The sequence below is a fragment of the Pseudomonas sp. GM30 genome, from assembly GCF_000282275.2.
Lineage (GTDB): Bacteria > Pseudomonadota > Gammaproteobacteria > Pseudomonadales > Pseudomonadaceae > Aquipseudomonas.
The window spans coordinates 55,257-74,564 of the sequence record NZ_AKJP02000016.1 but is presented as its reverse complement, the minus strand read 5'-3'; the positions used below and the strand labels follow the sequence as shown (position 1 = coordinate 74,564).

General features: G+C 60.8%; 14 protein-coding genes. 9 read left to right on the top strand and 5 right to left on the bottom strand.

The window, feature by feature from the left end:
* Positions 1-117 precede the first annotated feature (117 nt).
* From PMI25_RS12355 to PMI25_RS12345, 3 genes are all read left to right on the top strand, one after another.
* Positions 118-1,971 (top strand): Lnb N-terminal periplasmic domain-containing protein, encoded by a 1,854-nt coding sequence (locus tag PMI25_RS12355; protein ID WP_007963791.1) that lies wholly within the window; start codon positions 118-120, stop codon positions 1,969-1,971.
* Between the two features lie 211 nt (positions 1,972-2,182).
* The gene (locus tag PMI25_RS12350) at positions 2,183-2,539 is read left to right on the top strand and encodes a hypothetical protein (protein ID WP_007963787.1); all 357 of its coding nucleotides are present in this window, start codon (positions 2,183-2,185) and stop codon (positions 2,537-2,539) included.
* A 71-nt stretch (positions 2,540-2,610) separates the two neighbouring features.
* A complete protein-coding gene (locus PMI25_RS12345) occupies positions 2,611-3,105 on the top strand; it encodes a GreA/GreB family elongation factor (RefSeq protein ID WP_007963785.1) in 495 nt (164 codons plus the stop codon).
* On the opposite strand, the gene gdhA is transcribed toward PMI25_RS12345, so the two are convergent.
* Together gdhA and ettA are read right to left on the bottom strand one after the other, a co-directional pair.
* The gene (gene gdhA, locus PMI25_RS12340; RefSeq protein WP_007963784.1) at positions 3,102-4,439 is read right to left on the bottom strand and encodes an NADP-specific glutamate dehydrogenase; all 1,338 of its coding nucleotides are present in this window, start codon (positions 4,437-4,439) and stop codon (positions 3,102-3,104) included. The genes PMI25_RS12345 and gdhA overlap by 4 nt on opposite strands.
* 350 nt (positions 4,440-4,789) lie before the next feature.
* Positions 4,790-6,454 carry an energy-dependent translational throttle protein EttA gene (gene ettA, locus PMI25_RS12335; RefSeq protein ID WP_003228391.1) on the bottom strand — a complete coding sequence of 555 codons (1,665 nt, stop codon included), beginning with the start codon at positions 6,452-6,454 and terminating at the stop codon, positions 4,790-4,792.
* Positions 6,455-6,740: 286 nt separating this feature from the next.
* On the opposite strand from ettA, the gene morA reads away from it, so the two are divergent.
* From morA to PMI25_RS12305, 5 genes are all read left to right on the top strand, one after another.
* Positions 6,741-10,589, top strand: a complete 3,849-nt coding sequence (gene morA, locus PMI25_RS12330) for a cyclic di-GMP receptor MorA (protein WP_007963783.1) — start codon at positions 6,741-6,743, stop codon at positions 10,587-10,589.
* A 240-nt stretch (positions 10,590-10,829) separates the two neighbouring features.
* Entirely contained in the window at positions 10,830-12,083 is a 1,254-nt protein-coding gene (glyA, locus tag PMI25_RS12325) for a serine hydroxymethyltransferase (RefSeq protein ID WP_007963781.1), read from the top strand.
* Between the two features lie 327 nt (positions 12,084-12,410).
* The gene (locus PMI25_RS12315) at positions 12,411-13,724 is read left to right on the top strand and encodes a C4-dicarboxylate transporter DctA (protein ID WP_007963773.1); all 1,314 of its coding nucleotides are present in this window, start codon (positions 12,411-12,413) and stop codon (positions 13,722-13,724) included.
* Positions 13,725-13,807: 83 nt separating this feature from the next.
* Positions 13,808-14,512: a FadR/GntR family transcriptional regulator gene (locus PMI25_RS12310; protein ID WP_007963771.1), complete on the top strand. Its 705-nt coding sequence runs from the start codon at positions 13,808-13,810 to the stop codon at positions 14,510-14,512.
* Positions 14,513-14,535: 23 nt separating this feature from the next.
* Positions 14,536-15,246, top strand: a complete 711-nt coding sequence (locus tag PMI25_RS12305; RefSeq protein WP_007963769.1) for a GntR family transcriptional regulator — start codon at positions 14,536-14,538, stop codon at positions 15,244-15,246.
* Between the two features lie 122 nt (positions 15,247-15,368).
* Here PMI25_RS12305 and yjiA read toward each other — a convergent pair whose 3' ends face one another.
* The 3 genes from yjiA to PMI25_RS12290 form a co-directional block, all read right to left on the bottom strand.
* A complete protein-coding gene (gene yjiA, locus PMI25_RS12300) occupies positions 15,369-16,340 on the bottom strand; it encodes a GTPase (protein WP_007963767.1) in 972 nt (323 codons plus the stop codon).
* A 151-nt stretch (positions 16,341-16,491) separates the two neighbouring features.
* The gene (locus PMI25_RS12295) at positions 16,492-16,689 is read right to left on the bottom strand and encodes a YbdD/YjiX family protein (RefSeq protein WP_003228401.1); all 198 of its coding nucleotides are present in this window, start codon (positions 16,687-16,689) and stop codon (positions 16,492-16,494) included.
* A 15-nt stretch (positions 16,690-16,704) separates the two neighbouring features.
* A complete protein-coding gene (locus PMI25_RS12290; RefSeq protein WP_007963766.1) occupies positions 16,705-18,771 on the bottom strand; it encodes a carbon starvation CstA family protein in 2,067 nt (688 codons plus the stop codon).
* A 159-nt stretch (positions 18,772-18,930) separates the two neighbouring features.
* Between PMI25_RS12290 and PMI25_RS12285 the strand changes: the two genes are divergently transcribed.
* On the top strand, positions 18,931-19,299 hold the full coding sequence (locus tag PMI25_RS12285; RefSeq protein ID WP_007963765.1) for a PilZ domain-containing protein: 369 nt from the start codon (positions 18,931-18,933) through the stop codon (positions 19,297-19,299).
* Positions 19,300-19,308: the final 9 nt, after the last annotated feature.

The window sequence follows — 19,308 nt, the reverse complement described above, 5'->3', positions numbered from 1 at the left end:
GGGGCCGCTGCGCGCCCCAGCGGGAGCAAGCTCCCTCGCCACAGGGTTGGTGCGGGTTTGACTGATCGGCATTAATGCCTGGGGTCTTTGTCTTTCTTTCGACTTAAGTTGCCACTTATGCTCAAACGCCTTGCCTGGCTGGCGCTCTGTGTCTGCGCCCCGCTGTCCGCCGCGCCTCACATCGACCCTCAACGTTTGCAGCAACTGGCCAACGACCGCTTCTGGATTTCCCTCGGTCATTACGAAACCGCCAAGCTTGGTGGCTGGCGCAGCTATGTCAGCGACAAGAAATTCTTTCTCGCGCCCGATGGCAACGAACACCCCGACCATGAGTTGGCCGCCACCGTGAAGGCGCTGTACGCCCCGGCCAGTCTCGGCGAACAGCATGCACAGTGCGTCTACCCGGCGCGTACGCGCTGGCTGAAAGCACAGCTCAACCTTAGCGACCTGCCCGCCCCCGATTGCGCCGAATTCAACAAGTGGTTCAAGGACGTCTCGCCACACAGTGCGGTGATGATCTTCCCGGCGGCCTACCTCAACAGCCCGTCTTCAATGTTTGGCCACACCCTGTTGCGTATCGATCAGGCCGACGTGCAGGCCGACAAGACCTCGCTGCTCAGCTACGCGATCAACTTCGGCGCCTACATCGAAGGCTCCGACAACAGCATTCTTTATGCCTGGAAAGGCTTGATGGGCGGCTATCCGGGGCTGTTTGCGCTGGTGCCCTACCAGGAAAAACTCTCCGAGTACCGCAGCCTGGAAAACCGCGACCTGTGGGAATACCGGCTGAACCTGACGCAAGCAGAAACCGCGCGCATGGTCGAGCATGTGTGGGAGCTGAAGCAGATCCAGTTCGACTATTTTTTCTTCGACGAAAACTGCTCCTATCGCCTGCTCGAACTGCTGCAGGTGGCACGCCCCAGCCTGCGCCTGACCGAGCAATTTCCGCTGACCGCCATCCCCACCGACACGGTCAAAGCGGTGAAAGAGGCCGGGCTGGTGGAAAGTATCGAATATCGCCCGTCACGCGAGCGTGAATTGCTCAGCCGCGCCGAACCGTTGAACAGCGAAGAACAGCAATGGGTGCTGAAAGTCAGCGCCGATCAGCAGGTGCTGCAAGAGCCGACCTTCAAGGCCCTGCCCCGGGATCGTCAGGCGCTGATCATCGATGCGGCATATCGTCTGGAGCGCTACCGCGCCAACGGTCAGGAGCGTGATGCGCAACGGTCGCAGCGCAGCTTCGATCTGCTGCGGGCGATCAACAAGAACCCGGCGCCGGAGCTGCAGATTCCACAACCGGGCCTGCCTGAAGACGGCCATGAATCACGCACCTGGCAGGCCGGCATTGGCACGCGGGGCGACCGTGCATTCGGCGAGTACGGCTTGCGCATGGCCTATCACGATCTCAACGACAACGCCGAAAGCTTCCCGCTCGGCGCGCAAATCGAAATCCTGCAGATGAAGCTGCGCCAGTATGAAGGCAACCAGTGGCAATTCCAGCAACTGGACCTGGCGACCATCCGCTCGCTGACCCCGCGCAATGAGTTGCTGCAACCACTGTCGTGGCAAGTCACCGGAGGCCTCGAGCGCGTACCGGGCAAGCATGATGACGAAAACCTGGTCAGCCACGTCAACGGTGGTGGTGGCGGTACTTGGCAGTTAGGCGAAGACACGCTCGGCTTTGCCCTTGGCACGGTGCGTATCGAGCACAACAATGACTTCGCCGGATTCGTCACGCCGGCCGCAGGCTTCAACACCGGCGTGCTGTGGAAAAACCCGTTGGGCAATCTCAGCGTCGAAGCCAAGGGCGATTACTTCACCAACGGCGAAGTACGCCGCAGCCTGAGCCTGAACCAGCAGTGGGAATTGTCGCGCAACCTCGGTTTGCGCCTGACGGCACAGCGTGAGTTCAGCCACGTTGCCACACCGGAGACCGAAGTCATGCTTGAGGTGAAGTGGTATCACTACTGATCCGGAACCTAGCCCCATGTAGGAGTGAGCCTGCTCGCGATAGCGGTAGGTCAGACACAGCAACAGTGACTGGTAAATGGCTATCGCGAGCAGGCTCACTCCTACAGGGATTTGTGGTATTCAACGAATTACTCACATGCCTTTCACCAACGCCCGACGAATCCGCTTCTAGACTTTCCCTATCAGCCGAGAATCGGCGCGGGAGAGTGCGATGTGGCGGTGTGCGGGATTGCTGGGTGTTTTGCTGTTGCTCGGGGGTTGCCAGACCACCCACGAAGACTTGATCGCCAAAGGTTATCCACCGGCCTTCGCCGACGGTTTTGACGATGGCTGCGTCAGTGGCCGGCAAGCCGCCGGCTCGATCAGTGGCGAGTTTCGCAAGAACGTGCCGCGCTATCTCAAGGACAAGCAATACGCCGAAGGCTGGACCGACGGCTTCCGCCAGTGCCAGGCAATGCTGGAAAACAAGGATCGCGAAGAGTATCGCAACGAGCACTGGGACGAACGCGAGCGCGCCTGGCAGCAGCAGAAAGATCAGGACGCCGGGCGGGCTTATCGCTCGCAATAGGTCGTTTCCAGACATCCAGTGAAACCAAATGCCGGCGACCATGGCCCAAACTCTTTGCAGAGGAGGACAGCATGAGCCGCGCTTTCGTCAACGAAGATAACGCCGCCGCGCAAGCCGATCAGCCCGTCGAACGGCAGGTCAGCGTGCAGCCCAATTACGTCACACCGCAGGGGTTGGCACAGTTGCAGGCCAAAGTCGCCGAGCTGCAAAGCCTGCACGCCGAGCAATCGGCCAAGGGCGAACAAGCCGACAAGCAGCGTCAGGCCGATCTCGAAAGAGATCTGCGTTACTTCAACCAACGCCTCGCCAGCGCACAGGTCGCGGCCCCGGCGACCTCGACCGATAAAGTGCAGATTGGCAGTTGGGTAACCTACGCCGACGAACACGACACCGAAAGTCGGGTGCAACTGGTCGGCGAAGATCAGGCCGACGCCAGCCAAGGCCTGATCAACTGGGCTTCGCCGCTGGGCCGGGCGCTGCTCGGCGCCCGGCTCAATGACGAAGTGCTGTGGCAGCGCCCCGCCGGCGATCAGGTGATTGAAGTGATTCGCATCGAACCGGCTTAAACCACACCCTGCGCGAGCATCGCATCGGCGACTTTGACGAAGCCGGCGATGTTCGCGCCTTTGACGTAGTTGATCCGCCCGTTCTCTTCGCCGTAATGCACGCAGGCGTGGTGGATCGACTGCATGATCGCGTGCAGCTTGCTGTCCACCTCACCCGCCGTCCACAGCAGGCGCATGGCGTTCTGCGACATCTCCAGCCCGCTGACCGCGACCCCGCCGGCGTTCGACGCCTTACCCGGGGCGAACAGAATGCCGGCCTCGATGAAGATATCCACAGCCGCAAGCGTAGTCGGCATGTTCGCACCTTCGGCCACACACACGCAGCCGTTGCGCAGCAGCGTAAGCGCGGCGTCGGCGTCGAGCTCGTTCTGCGTGGCGCATGGCAGCGCAATGTCGCACGGCAGCGACCACGGCAACTGACCGGCGCGGAATTCCAGATCGAACGCCGTGGCCAGTTCGCTGATGCGTCCGCGTTTGACGTTTTTCAGTTCCAGCAGCGCCTGCCACTGTTCTTCGCTCAGGCCCGATTCGCAGTACAGCGTGCCTTCGGAGTCGGACAGCGAAATCACCTTGCCGCCCAGGTCCATGACCTTGCGCGCCGCGTACTGCGCGACGTTGCCGGAACCGGAGATCGCCACGCGCTTGCCTTCGACGGTCTGCCCGCGGCGCTTGAGCATCTCCTCGGCGAAGTACACGCAACCGAAACCGGTGGCTTCCGGGCGAATCAGGCTGCCGCCATAGGTCATGCCTTTACCGGTCAACACGCTGGTGAACTGGTTGCTCAGGCGTTTGTACTGGCCAAACAGGAAACCGATCTCCCGCGCCCCGACACCGATGTCGCCGGCCGGCACATCGACGTCCGCGCCGATGTGGCGGTACAGCTCGCTCATGAACGCCTGGCAGAAACGCATGACTTCGGCGTCGCTCTTGCCCTTAGGATCGAAGTCCGAACCGCCCTTGCCGCCGCCCATGGGCAATGAGGTCAGGGAGTTCTTGAAGGTCTGTTCGAAGGCGAGAAACTTCAGCACGCCCAGGTTCACCGAAGGATGGAAACGCAGGCCGCCCTTGTACGGGCCGATGGCGCTGTTCATCTGGATGCGGAACCCGCGATTGACCTGAACCTTGCCCTGATCGTCGACCCACGACACGCGAAACACCACCGCACGCTCCGGCTCGCAGATGCGCTCCAGGATGCCCGAGGTCAGGTAACGCGGATTGGCTTCGAGAAACGGCCACAGACTGCGCAGGACTTCTTCGACGGCCTGGTGGAATTCGGGTTGATCCGGGTCGCGTTTTTTCAGGCGGGCGAGGAAGGATTCGACGGATTCGATCATGGGAAAAGTCTCGGCAAATTTATTGTCGTTGGAAGCGATTGAGCCGGACTGTAACAAACGAATTGCGCACAGGAACAGCGCAAAATGTCGCAGTTATGAAATTAAATGGTGCACAGGATATAAATCAGAGGGCTTTTTGGACTGATATTGCACCTGAATGGGGAGTACAAATTGAGGTGATGCACCAACAGTTATACCGCCTTCGCGAGCAAGCTCGCTCCCACATTTGAAATGCATTCCCCCTGTGGGAGCGAGCTTGCTCGCGAAGGGCTCGACTCGGTTGCACCTGAAAAACCCAGGCAAAAAAAACGGAGCCCGAAGGCTCCGCTTTTTCATGCAACCAACCCGAATCAGGCCAGCTTCTTGTGACGCACCCGGTGTGGCTGGGCCGCCGCTTCGCCAAGACGCTTTTTGCGGTCGGCTTCGTACTCGGTGTAGTTGCCTTCGAAGAACACCGCTTGCGAGTCGTCTTCGTACGCCAGGATGTGCGTCGCGACGCGGTCCAGGAACCAGCGATCGTGAGAGATCACAATGGCGGCGCCCGGGAAGTCCAGCAGGGCTTCTTCCAGGGAACGCAGGGTTTCAACGTCGAGGTCGTTGGACGGTTCGTCGAGCAGCAGGACGTTGCCGCCCTCCTTCAGGGTCAGCGCCAGGTGCAGACGACCGCGCTCACCACCGGACAGGTCCTTGACGAACTTCTGCTGGTCGCCGCCCTTGAAGTTGAAGCGACCGACATAAGTGCGCGACGGGATCTCGTAGTTGCCGATGCGGATCTGGTCCGAACCGTCGGAGATCTGCTGGAACACGGTCTTGCTGCCGTCGAGGTCTTCGCGGCTCTGATCCACGCAGGCCAGTTGCACGGTTTCGCCGACTTCGATGGTGCCGGAATCCGGAGTTTCCTTGCCCATCAGCATGCGGAACAGGGTCGACTTACCGGCACCGTTACCACCGATCACGCCGACGATGGCGCCCTTGGGCATGGAGAACGACAGGTTGTCGATCAGCACGCGATCGCCGTAGCCCTTGGTGACGTTCTTGAACTCGATGACCTTGTCGCCCAGACGCGGACCGGCCGGGATGTAGATCTCGTTGGTTTCCGAACGCTTCTGGAATTCCTGCGACTGCATTTCTTCGAAGCGTTGCAGACGTGCCTTGGATTTCGACTGGCGGGCTTTCGCGCCTTTGCGCACCCACTCCAGTTCTTCCTTCATGGCTTTTTCGTGAGCCGACTGCTGCTTGGATTCGGCCGCCAGACGATCGGACTTGGCTTCCAGCCAACCCGAGTAGTTGCCCTCGTACGGAATGCCCGCGCCGCGGTCGAGTTCCAGGATCCAGCCGGCAACGTTATCCAGGAAGTAACGGTCGTGCGTAATCGCAACCACGGTGCCCGGGAAGTCGTGCAGGAAGTGCTCCAGCCACGCCACCGAATCAGCGTCCAAGTGGTTGGTCGGTTCGTCGAGCAGCAGCATGTCCGGGGCGGACAGCAGCAGACGGCACAGGGCCACACGACGTTTTTCACCACCGGACAGGTGTTCAACCTTGGCGTCCCAGGCCGGCAGACGCAGGGCGTCGGCAGCGACTTCCAGTTGGCGCTCCAGGTTGTGACCATCGCTGGCCTGCAGGATCGCTTCGAGCTTGGCCTGCTCGGCAGCCAGCTTGTCGAAGTCGGCGTCCGGATCGGCGTAAGCGGCGTAGACCTCGTCCAGACGCGCCTGCGCATCCTTGATCACGCTGACCGCTTCCTCGACCACTTCACGCACAGTTTTGGTCGGATCAAGTTGTGGCTCTTGCGGCAGATAACCGATGTTCAGGTCCGGCATCGGACGGGCTTCGCCCTCGAACTCGGTGTCGACGCCGGCCATGATTTTCAGCAGCGTGGACTTACCCGAACCGTTGAGGCCGAGTACGCCGATCTTGGCGCCGGGGAAGAACGACAGAGAAATGTTTTTCAGGATTTCCCGCTTCGGCGGAACAACTTTGCCCAGCCGATGCATGGTGAAGACGTATTGAGCCATGGAGAACCTTGGGTCAGTGACAGATGAATGATTGGAGCGCAGGCGATGCCCGGCCAGACCGTGCGCGTCGTTCACTTGATGGTGATCAATGCGTGCGCGCTGAAAAAAGTCTGATTCTAGGAGCTGGAACGCTCCCGCGTAACCGGCAAAGCTACCTGAATGACGGAAGGCAGTCCAGCCGAGTGGGGCTGGCACTTCGCCACAACTCAAGGCATGCTAGCCGCCCTTCGGGCGTCCGGCTTATAGTGCACGTCGCGCCAGTCCAGCCAAACCGCAGGATTACAGCTTGTCCAACGTTACCCCGCCAGCTTCTGTGAGCGCGTCCAATCCGGGGACCGGCTCGCCCCTGCGCGGAACTTTGAAGGGTGCGTTGGCGACGCTGGTACTTTTGCTGCTGGCATTGCTGTTCTGGCAACTGCTCGATCAATTGCGCGAGACCCAGAAAAACCAGCGTCAGTACACTATCGACTACACCGCCGACCTCGCCTCGCAGGTCAGCCTGAACATGTCGCTGAATGCACAAATCGCCCTCAACCTGCTACCGATCGTCGAACAACCGCAGTCGTCCGACGAACAGCAGGCGCTGCTGCGCAAGCTCCAGCAATCGCTGCCGGACCTGCGTAGCCTGGCCTTGCTCAGCCCGTCCGGGAAAATCCTCAACGACAGCGCCAGCGACAGCCACGACGCCGATTACCTCGCTGAACTGGTGCGCCGCAGCCGCGCCCAGGCGCATTACTTCAGTAACGCCGACGATGGCTCGGTGGTGCATCTGTTGTTGCATCAGGCCAGCGGCAGCACGCGCGGCTACTGGGTATTGCGCCTGACCCCGACCTTCTTCGACTCGCTGACCAAGCTGGGCGAAACCGGCATCCGCCCGTTGTGGCTGGTGGAAAACCGTCTCAACCATCAGATCATCAGCCGCGACGAAGCGCTGTCTTCTGCCCGGCCCGGGGTGCTGAGCCCGGACGACATGGTCAACACCGTGCTGACCGTGCCGCTGAGCAGCAGCGACTGGCAGTTGCGCGGGCTGTTCGACCGTCAGCGGGTGCTCGAAGAGCTGCTGCCAGCGTTCATCGGCAAATGCCTGCTGGGCCTGGCGTTCTCGATGTTGCCGGTGATCGCCCTGCTCAACATGCGCCGCCGTCAGCGCCAGTTGCATGAAGGTCGCCGGCGTTATCAGGACATTTTCGAAGGCACCGGCGTGGCGTTGTGCGTGCTCGATCTGTCGGGCCTCAAGCAGGTGTTCGACAAGGCGCAGATCCAGACCAGCGACCAGCTCAAGGCCTGGCTCGACCAACCGGCCCAGCGCCAGCAATTGCTGCAAGAACTGCGCGTTACCGAGGTCAATCAGGTGGCGCTGCAACTGCTCAATGTCAATTCCTGCGAGCACGCCTGGCAATTGTTGATCGACGGTCATCCGCACCAGCAGTGCGCCATCGGCAACCAGGTGCTCGACGCCGTTCTGCAGCAGCAAAAGCAGCTGGAACTGGAAATCAGACTGCCGGACATCAATGGCCGCGATCAACACCTGTGGATGGTCCTGCGCCTGCCTGAGGAACAGCACGACTATAAGGCGGTGATCCTCAGCATCAACGACATCACCAGCCGCAAGCTGATCGAACTGTCGTTGCTGGAGCGCGAAGGCTTCTGGTCGGACGTGGTGCGCACCGTGCCGGATCATCTGTATGTGCAGGACGTGATCAGCCAGCGGATGATTTTCAGCAACCACCACCTCGGCCAGACCCTCGGTTACAACCGCTCCGAGCTGCACCAGATGGGCGAGTACTTCTGGGAAATCCTCCTGCACCCGGAAGACGCCGACTATTACCATCGCTCGCGGCAGATGCAGCGACACGCCGGCTACAGCCAGTTGTTGCAATGCCAGCTGCGCTTCCGTCATCGCGACGGCAAATGGCGGCGCTTCGACATTCGTGAGCAGGCGCTGGCCCGGGACAAGCATGATCAGGTCACGCGGATCATTGGCGTGGCCAAGGACATCACCGAGCAGATCGAGGCCAGTGAATCGCTGCGCGACAGCGAGCAGCGCTACCGCATGCTCGCCGAAAGCATCAGCGACGTGATTTTCTCCACCGACAGCAAGCTGTCGTTGAACTACGTCAGCCCGTCGGTGCAGGCGGTGCTGGGTTACGACGCCGAGTGGATTTTCCAGAACGGCTGGCAATCGACCATTGCCAACCCGCAACAGCTGTCCGGCATCTACACCTTGATGGATCGGGTCAGCAAGGCGCTCGACAAGCCAGAGCAACTGGCCCTGTTGCGCAGTCAGGTCCAGACCCAACTGTTTCTGTTCGACTGCCTGCGCGCCGACGGCCGCAAGATCCCGATCGAACTGCGTCTGGTGCTGGTGTGGGACGAACACGGTGCGTTCGAAGGCGTGCTCGGCGTCGGCCGCGACATCAGTCAGCAGCGCCGCGCCGAAAAAGACCTGCGCATGGCCGCCACGGTATTCGAGCACTCGACTTCGGCGATCCTGATCACCGATCCCGCCGGTTACATCGTGCAGGCCAACGAAGCCTTCAGCCGGGTCAGCGGGTATGCGGTGACCGAAGTGCTCGACCAGTTGCCGAACATGCTTACCGTCGACGAACAACAGGACGCGCACCTGCGCTACGTGCTCAAGCAATTGCACCAGCACAGCACCTGGGAAGGCGAAGTCTGGCTCAAGCGCCGCAACGGCGAGCATTACCCGGCGTGGGTCGGCATCACTGCGGTGCTCGACGATGAGGGCGACCTCGCCAGTTACGTGTGTTTCTTCAGCGACATCAGCGAGCGCAAGGCCAGCGAACAGCGCATCCATCGCCTCGCCTACTACGATGCCCTGACCCACCTGCCGAACCGCACGCTGTTCCAGGATCGCCTGCACACCGCGCTGCAATCGGCCGAGCGGCAGAAGTCGTGGGTGGTGCTGATGTTCCTCGACCTCGACCGCTTCAAGCCGATCAACGACTCCCTCGGCCACGCTGCCGGCGACCGCATGTTGAAAGACATGGCCACGCGCCTGCTGGCCTGCGTCGACGATGACGACACTGTGGCGCGCATGGGCGGCGACGAGTTCACCTTGCTCCTGCAACACCGCTCCAGCCGCGAAATGGCGCTGAACCGGGCGATTCATGTCGCCGAGCAGATCCTCGCCAGCCTGGTGCGACCGTTCGTGCTGGAAGGTCGCGAGTTCTTCGTCACCGCCAGTATCGGTATTGCCCTGAGTCCGCAGGATGGCAATGAACTCAGCCAGTTGATGAAGAACGCCGACACCGCGATGTACCACGCCAAGGAGCGCGGCAAGAACAACTTCCAGTTCTATCAGGCCGACATGAACGCCAGTGCGCTGGAACGTCTGGAGCTGGAAAGCGACTTGCGCCATGCGCTGGAGCAGAACGAATTCGTCCTGTATTACCAACCGCAATTCAGCGGTGACGGCAAACGCCTGACCGGCGCCGAAGCGCTGCTGCGCTGGCGTCATCCGCGTCGTGGATTGGTGCCGCCGGGGGATTTCATTCCGGTGCTGGAAGAGCTGGGTCTGGTGGTGGATGTCGGCGACTGGGTGATCAGCGAAGCCTGCCGTCAGCTCAAGACCTGGCACCAGAACCGCGTGCGCGTGCCGAAGGTCTCGGTGAACATCTCGGCGCGGCAGTTCTCCGATGGCCAGCTCGGTACGCGTATCGCCACCATTCTGCGGGAAACCGGTCTGCCGCCGGCGTGCCTGGAGCTGGAACTGACCGAAAGTATCCTGATGCGCGAAGTCAGCGAGGCGATGCAGATTCTGGCCGGGCTGAAAAACCTTGGCCTGAGCATCGCGGTCGACGACTTCGGCACCGGTTATTCGTCACTGAACTACCTCAAGCAATTCCCGATCGACGTGCTGAAGATCGACCGCACTTTCGTCGACGGCCTGCCGTCCGGCGAGCAGGACGCGCAGATCGCCCGCGCGATCATCGCCATGGCCCACAGCCTCAATCTGGCGGTAATCGCCGAGGGCGTGGAGACCCATGAGCAACTGGACTTCCTGCGCGAGCACGGTTGCGATGAGGTTCAGGGGTATCTGTTCGGGCGACCGATGCCGGCGAGCCGGTTTGAAGCGCAGTTCAGTAATGATGCGCTGTTCATGTTCGACTGAAGATCTGCGGTGCCGCTATCGCGAGCAGGCTCACTCCTACAAGGGATTGATGTCGATCACAAGTTTTAAGCTCACCTCGGATACTGTAGGAGTGAGCCTGCTCGCGATAGCGGCCAGCGAAAGCACCGCACATCTGGCATGAACGCCACTTGTCTGCGACATGATGTCGTTTCATATGCCATCCAAAACCCATTGGGTTAGAATGCCCCCCTTTTCTGCCCCCGATCCTTGAGGACCGCCATGTTCAGCCGTGATTTGACTATTGCCAAGTACGACGCCGATCTCTTTGCCGCCATGGAGCAAGAAGCTCAGCGCCAGGAAGAGCACATTGAGCTGATCGCTTCGGAAAACTACACCAGCCCTGCGGTGATGGAAGCTCAAGGCTCGGTACTGACCAACAAATACGCCGAAGGCTACCCGGGCAAGCGCTACTACGGTGGTTGCGAGTACGTCGACGTGGTTGAGCAACTGGCCATCGACCGCGCCAAAGAGCTGTTCGGCGCCGATTACGCCAACGTTCAGCCGCACGCCGGCTCCCAAGCCAACGCCGCTGTCTACCTGGCCCTGCTGCAAGGTGGCGACACCATCCTGGGCATGAGCCTGGCCCACGGTGGTCACCTGACCCACGGCGCCAGCGTTTCCTCCTCCGGCAAGCTGTACAACGCGGTGCAGTACGGCATCGACGCCAACGGCCTGATCGACTACGACGAAGTCGAGCGTCTGGCGGTTGAGCACAAGCCGAAAATGATCGTGGCCGGTTTCTCTGCCTACTCGCAGATTCTCGACTTCCCGCGCTTCCGCGCCATCGCTGACAAGGTCGGCGCCTACCTGTTCGTCGACATGGCGCACGTGGCCGGTCTGGTCGCCGCTGGCGTCTACCCGAACCCGGTGCCTTTCGCAGACGTGGTCACCACCACCACGCACAAGACCCTGCGCGGTCCACGTGGCGGTCTGATCCTGGCGCGCGCCAACGCCGAGATCGAGAAGAAGCTGAACTCCGCGGTATTCCCGGGCGCCCAGGGTGGCCCGCTGGAGCACGTGATCGCCGCGAAAGCGATCTGCTTCAAGGAAGCGCTGCAGCCTGAGTTCAAGGCTTACCAGGAACAAGTGGTGAAGAACGCCCAGGCCATGGCCGAAGTGTTCATCGAGCGCGGTTTCGACGTGGTGTCCGGCGGTACCAAGAACCACCTGTTCCTGCTGTCGCTGATCAAGCAGGACATCTCCGGTAAAGACGCCGACGCTGCTCTGGGCAAAGCGTTCATTACCGTGAACAAAAACTCGGTACCAAACGATCCACGCTCGCCGTTCGTCACTTCCGGTCTGCGCTTCGGTACTCCGGCTGTGACCACTCGCGGCTTCAAGCAAGCCGAGTGCAAAGAGCTGGCCGGCTGGATCTGCGACATCCTGGCTGACCTGAACAACGAAGCGGTGATCGACGCCGTTCGTGAGAAAGTCAAAGCCATCTGCAAGAAACTGCCGGTATACGGCGCGTAATCGCGACGTGAAATCCGCAGCATGAAAAACCGGCCAGAGATGGCCGGTTTTTTTTTCGCCTGTCGGAAAGATCAAAAGATCGCAGCCCTCGGCAGCTCCTGCATTTGGAATGCGCTCACCTGGAGGAGCTGCCGAAGGCTGCGATCTTTTGATCTCTGGCCGCTGGTCAGACCGGTCATGCCAATTTCATGATTTTCACTTGTCATCCTGAAAAAACCGAGCGTAGACTGCGCCTGCACTGGACATACCGGTAAGACCACAATAATTAAGTCCTGAATCTGATGTGCTCCGCACACGGCAGCCAGGACACCGACCAGGATTCCTCCCATGCTCAGATGGTGCTCGCGTTCAATCTTCCTCCAAGTGGTTCTCGGACTGGTGCTCGGCATCGTCTGCGGGCTGACCCTTCCCGAATATTCCGCTCAGCTCAAACCGCTGGGCGACGGCTTCATCAAACTGATCAAGATGCTCATCGGCCTCATCGTGTTCTGCGTGGTGGTCAGCGGTATCAGCGGCGCAGGCGATCTGAAGAAGGTCGGGCGCATCGGCCTCAAATCGGTGATCTACTTTGAAGTGCTCACCACCATCGCGCTGGTGATCGGCCTGGTATTCGCCTTCAGCACCGGGATCGGCAGCGGCGCGAATATCCATCTGGAGCAGTTGTCCGCCGCCGACATGGGCGACATCGCCGAACGCGGCCAGCACATGCACACCACCACCCAGTTCCTGATGGATCTGATCCCGACCTCGGTGCTCGGCGCCTTCGCCGACAACAACATTCTGCAAGTGCTGCTGTTTTCGGTGCTATTCGGCAGCGCGCTGAATCTGGTGGGCGAAGCGGCTTCCGGGATTTCCCGGCTGATCAACGAACTGAGCCATGTGATCTTCCGGATCATGGGCATGATCGTACGTCTGGCACCGATCGGCGTGTTTGGTGCCATCGCTTTCACCACCAGCAAGTACGGCCTCGACTCGCTGCAGCACCTGGGCAGCCTGGTCGGCCTGTTCTACCTGACCTGCATGGCCTTCGTCAGTGTGATCCTCGGCGTGGTGATGCGCGCCTCGGGCCTGCGCCTGTGGCCGCTGCTCAAGTACCTGCGCGAAGAGTTGCTGATCGTCATGGGCACCGCATCTTCCGACGCCGTGCTGCCGCAGATCATGCGCAAACTCGAACACCTGGGCATCGGCAGCTCGACGGTCGGCCTGGTGATTCCCACCGGTTACTCGTTCAACCTCGACGGCTTTTCGATCTACCTGACCCTGGCCATCGTGTTCATCGCCAACGCCACCGGCACGCCGCTGGCGATGACCGACTTGCTGACGATTCTGTTGGTGTCGCTGATCACCTCCAAGGGTGCCCATGGTATTCCCGGTTCAGCACTGGTGATTCTCGCGGCGACACTGACCGCGATCCCGGCGATTCCGGTGGTCGGTCTGGTGCTGGTGTTGGCAGTGGACTGGTTCATGGGCATCGGTCGGGCGCTGACCAACCTGATCGGCAACTGCGTCGCCACCGTGGCCATCGCCCGTTGGGAAAAGGACATCGATGTGCAACGCGCAAACAAAGTACTCAGCGGTCAGCAGGGCTACACCTTTCAACCGCGTAAAACCGGAACTCCGGCGCACCAGCAAGAGTTCTGATTTAACTCCTGTAGGAGCTGCCGCAGGCTGCGATCTTTTGATCTTCGCTTGCCGGCTCCTTACGGGCACATGGAGCAAGACCCGTGATCACCACATCAACCGTCGTCAACTCAGTCGTAGAAAAACTCCGCGCCGCCCTCGCCCGCGGCCAGTGGCGCTCCGGCGACATGCTGCCGGGCCAGCGCGAACTGGCCGAACAACTAGGCATCAGCCGCCCAAGCCTGCGCGAAGCGGTGATCGTCCTGGAAACCCTCGGCCTCGTCCGGTCAATGCCGGGCAAAGGCGTGGTGGTGCTCGACGCCCAGCTCAGTGACAGTCAGAGCCACGACAGCGCTGTGGCCGGCGCCAGCCTCGAAGACGTGCTGCAACTGCGCTACACCCTTGAGCCGTTCATCGTCGGTCTGGTGGCGCAGTCGATCAGCAGTAAGGAAGTCGGGCAATTGCGTCTGACCCTGATGGACATGCGCGAAGCCCTTGAAGCGGGTGACAGCGAAGCCGGGGTCAGCGCCTACATCGCCTTCCATGAGGAGCTGTTCACTCTGACATCGAACCCGATTTTCCAGAGCGTGGTGCAGCAAACCAGCAATGCCCTCAAGCAAAGTGCCGACGTGCTGCGCAATTCGCCTGAGCACCTGGCTGAGCGTCTGGAAGAAAACGAAGCGGTGGTGCGTGCAATCCGCAGCAAAAACAGCGCCCAAGCCAGCGCCGAAATGCGTCGGCACATCCTGCGTGAAGGCCAGCGCATGGGCATTGAATTGAACATTCCAGATGACAACCTCAGCCACTGATTGATTCACACTGGAGACCGGCCATGAACAGCCTTGCCACGTCGCCGCACACTCGTCAGATGTCGGCCCCCCTGCCCTTCTCCCGCCTGCAGGCGTCGGCAGACGATCTGTACCCGCGGCTGTTCGACGCGATTCTGGACCGGCGAATCGACCCGACCAGCCGCTTCACCGAAGACAGTCTCAAGCAGATGTTTGGCGTCAGCCGCGCCGATGTGCGCCGGGTGCTGACGCAGTTGTCCCATGAGCAGGTGATTGTGCTGCGCGCCAATCATCGGCCACGGGTCGCCGCACCGGATGCCGAGCAGACCCGGCAAACCCTGCACGCCCGGCGCCTGACCGAAGCGACGCTGGTGCGTCTGGCTTGTCAGAATGCCTCAGCGGAGGGTTTGAAACGCTTGCGAGGATTGGTCGAACGCGAACGTCTGGCCGTGACACAGGAACGGCGTGGGGCGGCGATTCGTTTGTCCGGCGAGTTTCATCTGCAGTTGGCACGGATGGCGGGGAATGCACCGTTGGCGCATTTTCTTGGCAGCCTGGTGCCGTTGACGTCGCTGGCGATTGCGCGAAGTGAGTGCCAGACGCATAGCTGTTGCGCATGGCAGGAGCATTTGGCGTTGGTTGAGGCAGTGGAGCTTCGGGATGTTTCCAAAGCAGGCATGCTGATGAATCGGCATCTGGATCATCTTGAGCAGACGCTGCTGGAGCCAACCGTCAAGCATTGCGTTGTCGGTTGAATCACCATCGCGGGCAAGCCCGCTCCCACAGGGTTATTGTCGTTCACAGATTGTGTGTACACCTATAAACCTGTGGGAGCGGGCTTGCCCGCGATGGCGTCAGCCCTGACACCGAAGAACCATCAGGCAGCAGCCACCTTGGCAAACCCGGCCCGAATCTTCTCTTCCGGCAAATCATCGGCAATAAACACAATTACACTCTCCCGCGCCTCACCCTCGGCCCACTCGGTGTCCCAGTCGAAACCGTAGAGTTTCAGCACGCCCTGAAACACCAGCCGCCGATTCTCACCAGCAATGTTCAACACGCCCTTGTAGCGCAGCAATTGCTTGCCGTGCTCTTCCAGCAGCTCATTCATGAACTCGCTGAGCTGATCGATATCCAGCGGCTGGTCTGTGCGCAGCACCAGGCTGGAGATTCGGTCGATGGAGGGCGCTTTGCTCACCGGGCGCAGGCTCACCCCGCCACCGAGGTCGGCGTTGAGATTGAAGCCGCGCACATCGAGCAGTTCCGCCAGATCGATGTTGCCGTGCTCGACCACGCGGATCGGCGCGCGCCGGTTGATCCGCGTCAGGCGTTCGCTCAGTGCGTTGAACGTAGTCTCATCCACCAGATCGGTCTTGCTCACCAGCAAGCGGTCGGCGAAACCGATCTGCGCCTGAGCGATGGTCTGGGTCAGGTGCAGTTCGGCGTGGGCGGCATCCACCAGGGTGATGATGCCGTCGAGCAGATAACGCTCGCGCAATTCTTCATCGATGAAAAAGGTCTGCGCCACCGGAGCCGGATCGGCCAGCCCGGTGCACTCGATCACCAGCCGGTCGAAGGCGATTTCGCCGCTGTCCAGGCGTTCGAGCAGCAGGTACAAGGCCTTGGTCAGATCGGTGTGAATGGTGCAGCAGACGCAGCCGTTGGCCAGGGTCATGACTTGCACCGGTTCGTCGCCGAGCAACTGGGTGTCGATGCCGGCGTCGCTGAACTCGTTTTCGATCACGGCGATCTTCAGGCCGTGCTCGGCTTTAAGCAGATGGCGCAGCAAGGTGGTCTTGCCGGCGCCGAGGAAACCGCTGAGTACCGTTACGGGTATGGGAGAAGACAAAACACGATCTCCTGAAACAAACACAAAACAAATGTGGGAGCGAGCTTGCTCGCGAAGGGGTCGTGCCAGTCGACATCATTGCTCGATGACACACCGCTTTCGCGAGCAAGCTCGCTCCCACAGGGGATGACCTCAACCTTGTGCTGTCAGCTCAACAGCACTTCGGCCCACCCTTGCCACCGTAACGCGCTTCCTGACGTTCGCGGAAGAACATCTCGTAGCTCATCACCGGTTTGTCCGGGTGTTTGGTTTGCATATGCTCGACGTAGGTGTCGTAGTCGGGCATGCCGACCATCAGGCGCGCGGCCTGACCGAGGTATTTACCGAGGCGACTCAGGTCATTGAACATGGTGCAATCCTCTGGTTACGCGTCCGGCAGAGCCTGGAATGGCGATTCTTTATCCGTACGCTCTTTTTTGCCCCAGGCGGCGATGCCGACCTTGAGCGCATAGAACAGGATGCTGAACACCACGAACAGGAACAGCGCGGTGAGCGTTGCGTTGGTGTAGGCGTTGAAGATCACGTGCTGCATCTGTTCGATGCTCTTGGCCGGGGCAATCACCTGGCCGGCGGCCAGCGCATCGCTGTACTTCTTGGCCAGCGACAGGAAGCCGATCGCCGGGTTGGCGTCGAACAGCTTGATGAAGCCTGCAGTGGTGGTGCAAATCAACAGCCAGGCGGCTGGCAGCAGGGTGACCCAGATGTAGCGCTGGCGCTTCATCTTGATCAGGACCACGGTGCCGAGCATCAGCGCGATACCGGCGAGCATCTGGTTGGAGATGCCGAACAGCGGCCACAGGGTGTTGATGCCGCCCAGTGGATCGATCACGCCCTGATACAGCAACCAGCCCCACATCGCCACACAACCGGCGGTGGCGATCAGGTTGGCGGTCCACGATTCAGTGCGCTTGAGCGCCGGAACGAAGGAGCCGAGCAGGTCCTGCAGCATGAAGCGCCCGGCACGGGTGCCGGCGTCTACAGCGGTCAGGATGAACAGCGCTTCGAACAGAATCGCGAAGTGGTACCAGAACGCCATGGTGTTTTCACCCGGCAGGACACTGTGCAGGATCTGCGCGATACCGACCGCCAGGGTCGGCGCGCCGCCGGCACGGGCGAGGATGGTGGTTTCGCCGATGTCGTGAGCCACGGCTTGCAGCGCCTCCGGCGTGATCGCGAAGCCCCAGCTGCTGACCATCTGCGCCACCGATGCGACGTCACCGCCGACCACGGCGGCCGGGCTGTTCATGGCGAAGTACACGCCCGGCTCGATCACCGAAGCGGCAACCATGGCCATGATCGCCACAAACGATTCCATCAGCATGCCGCCGTAACCGATGTAACGCGCGTTGGTTTCGTTATCCAGCAACTTCGGCGTGGTGCCCGAAGAGATCAGTGCGTGGAACCCGGACACCGCACCGCAAGCGATGGTGATGAACAGGAACGGGAACAGACCGCCCTTCCACACCGGGCCGGTGCCGTCGACGAACTGGGTCAGCGCCGGCATTTTCAGCTCGGGCATGGTCACCAGAATGCCGATCGCCAGGGCGATGATGGTGCCGATCTTGAGGAACGTCGACAGGTAGTCGCGTGGCGCGAGGATCAGCCACACCGGCAACACGGCGGCGACGAAGCCATAACCGATCAGCATCCAGGTGATTTGCACGCCGGTGAAGCTGAAGGCCTTGGCCCACACCGGATCAGCGGCAATCTGCCCGCCGAGCCAGATCGAACCGAGCAGCAGCAACACACCGATGACCGAGATCTCGCCGATGCGGCCCGGGCGGATGTAGCGCATGTAGATGCCCATGAACATCGCGATCGGGATGGTCGCCATCACGGTGAAGATGCCCCATGGGCTCTCTGCCAGTGCCTTGACCACGATCAGCGCCAGCACCGCGAGGATGATGATCATGATCAGGAAGCAGCCGAACAGGGCGATGGTGCCGGGGATGCGGCCCATTTCTTCACGCACCATGTCGCCCAGGGAACGGCCGTTGCGCCGGGTCGACATGAACAGAACCATGAAGTCCTGCACCGCGCCCGCCAGCACCACCCCGGCAATCAGCCACAGCGTGCCGGGCAGATAACCCATCTGCGCCGCCAGTACCGGGCCGACCAGAGGTCCTGCGCCGGCGATGGCCGCGAAGTGGTGACCGAAAAGAATGTGTTTGTTGGTTGGAACGTAGTCCAGACCGTCGTTGTTGAGCACGGCGGGGGTGGCCCGACGCGGATCGAGTTGCATCACATTGTTGGCGATGAACAGGCTGTAGTAACGGTACGCGACCAGATAAATGGCCACTGCCGCGACCACGATCCACAAGGCGTTGATCGCCTCTCCTCGGCGCAATGCCACTACGCCCAGGGCGCACGCTCCTACGATTGCCAGCACTAGCCAGGGTAAGTGGCGTAGCAGGCTATTATTATTTTTCATTTTATTATTCCAGCCAGGGTGGACAAGAAAGACAGCCACCCCGAGTTTAGCGCTTACGGCGCCAAAGGCCATACCCCGACGTTGGTCTAGACGGCTTGTCGATTGGCAGCCACCCAACGGTCGGGTCTATAGTCAGCGAACTCTTCCGAGGATTGCGCCATGAGCGAACACCCAGCCAATCGCCGTCGCTTCAAACGTATTGCGTTCGATGCCAGAACCGAGCTGAGTCAGGGTCAATTCATCTGGCCGGTGAAGTTGATCGATCTGTCGCTCAAAGGGCTGCTGATCGAACGGCCGGAGCCGTGGCTTGGGGATAGGGAGCAGGATTTCTTCGTCGACATTCATCTGAGCGATGACGTGGATATTCAGATGGATGTGCATCTGGCCCATGAAGATCATGGGCAACTGGGCTTCGTGTGCCGGCATATTAGCCTGGAGTCGATCCAGCGCTTGCGGCGGTTGATCGAGCTGAATCTGGCTGACGAAGCCGAGCTTGAGCGCGAATTGGGCGCGCTGATCGAAATCTAGCCCCCAAAT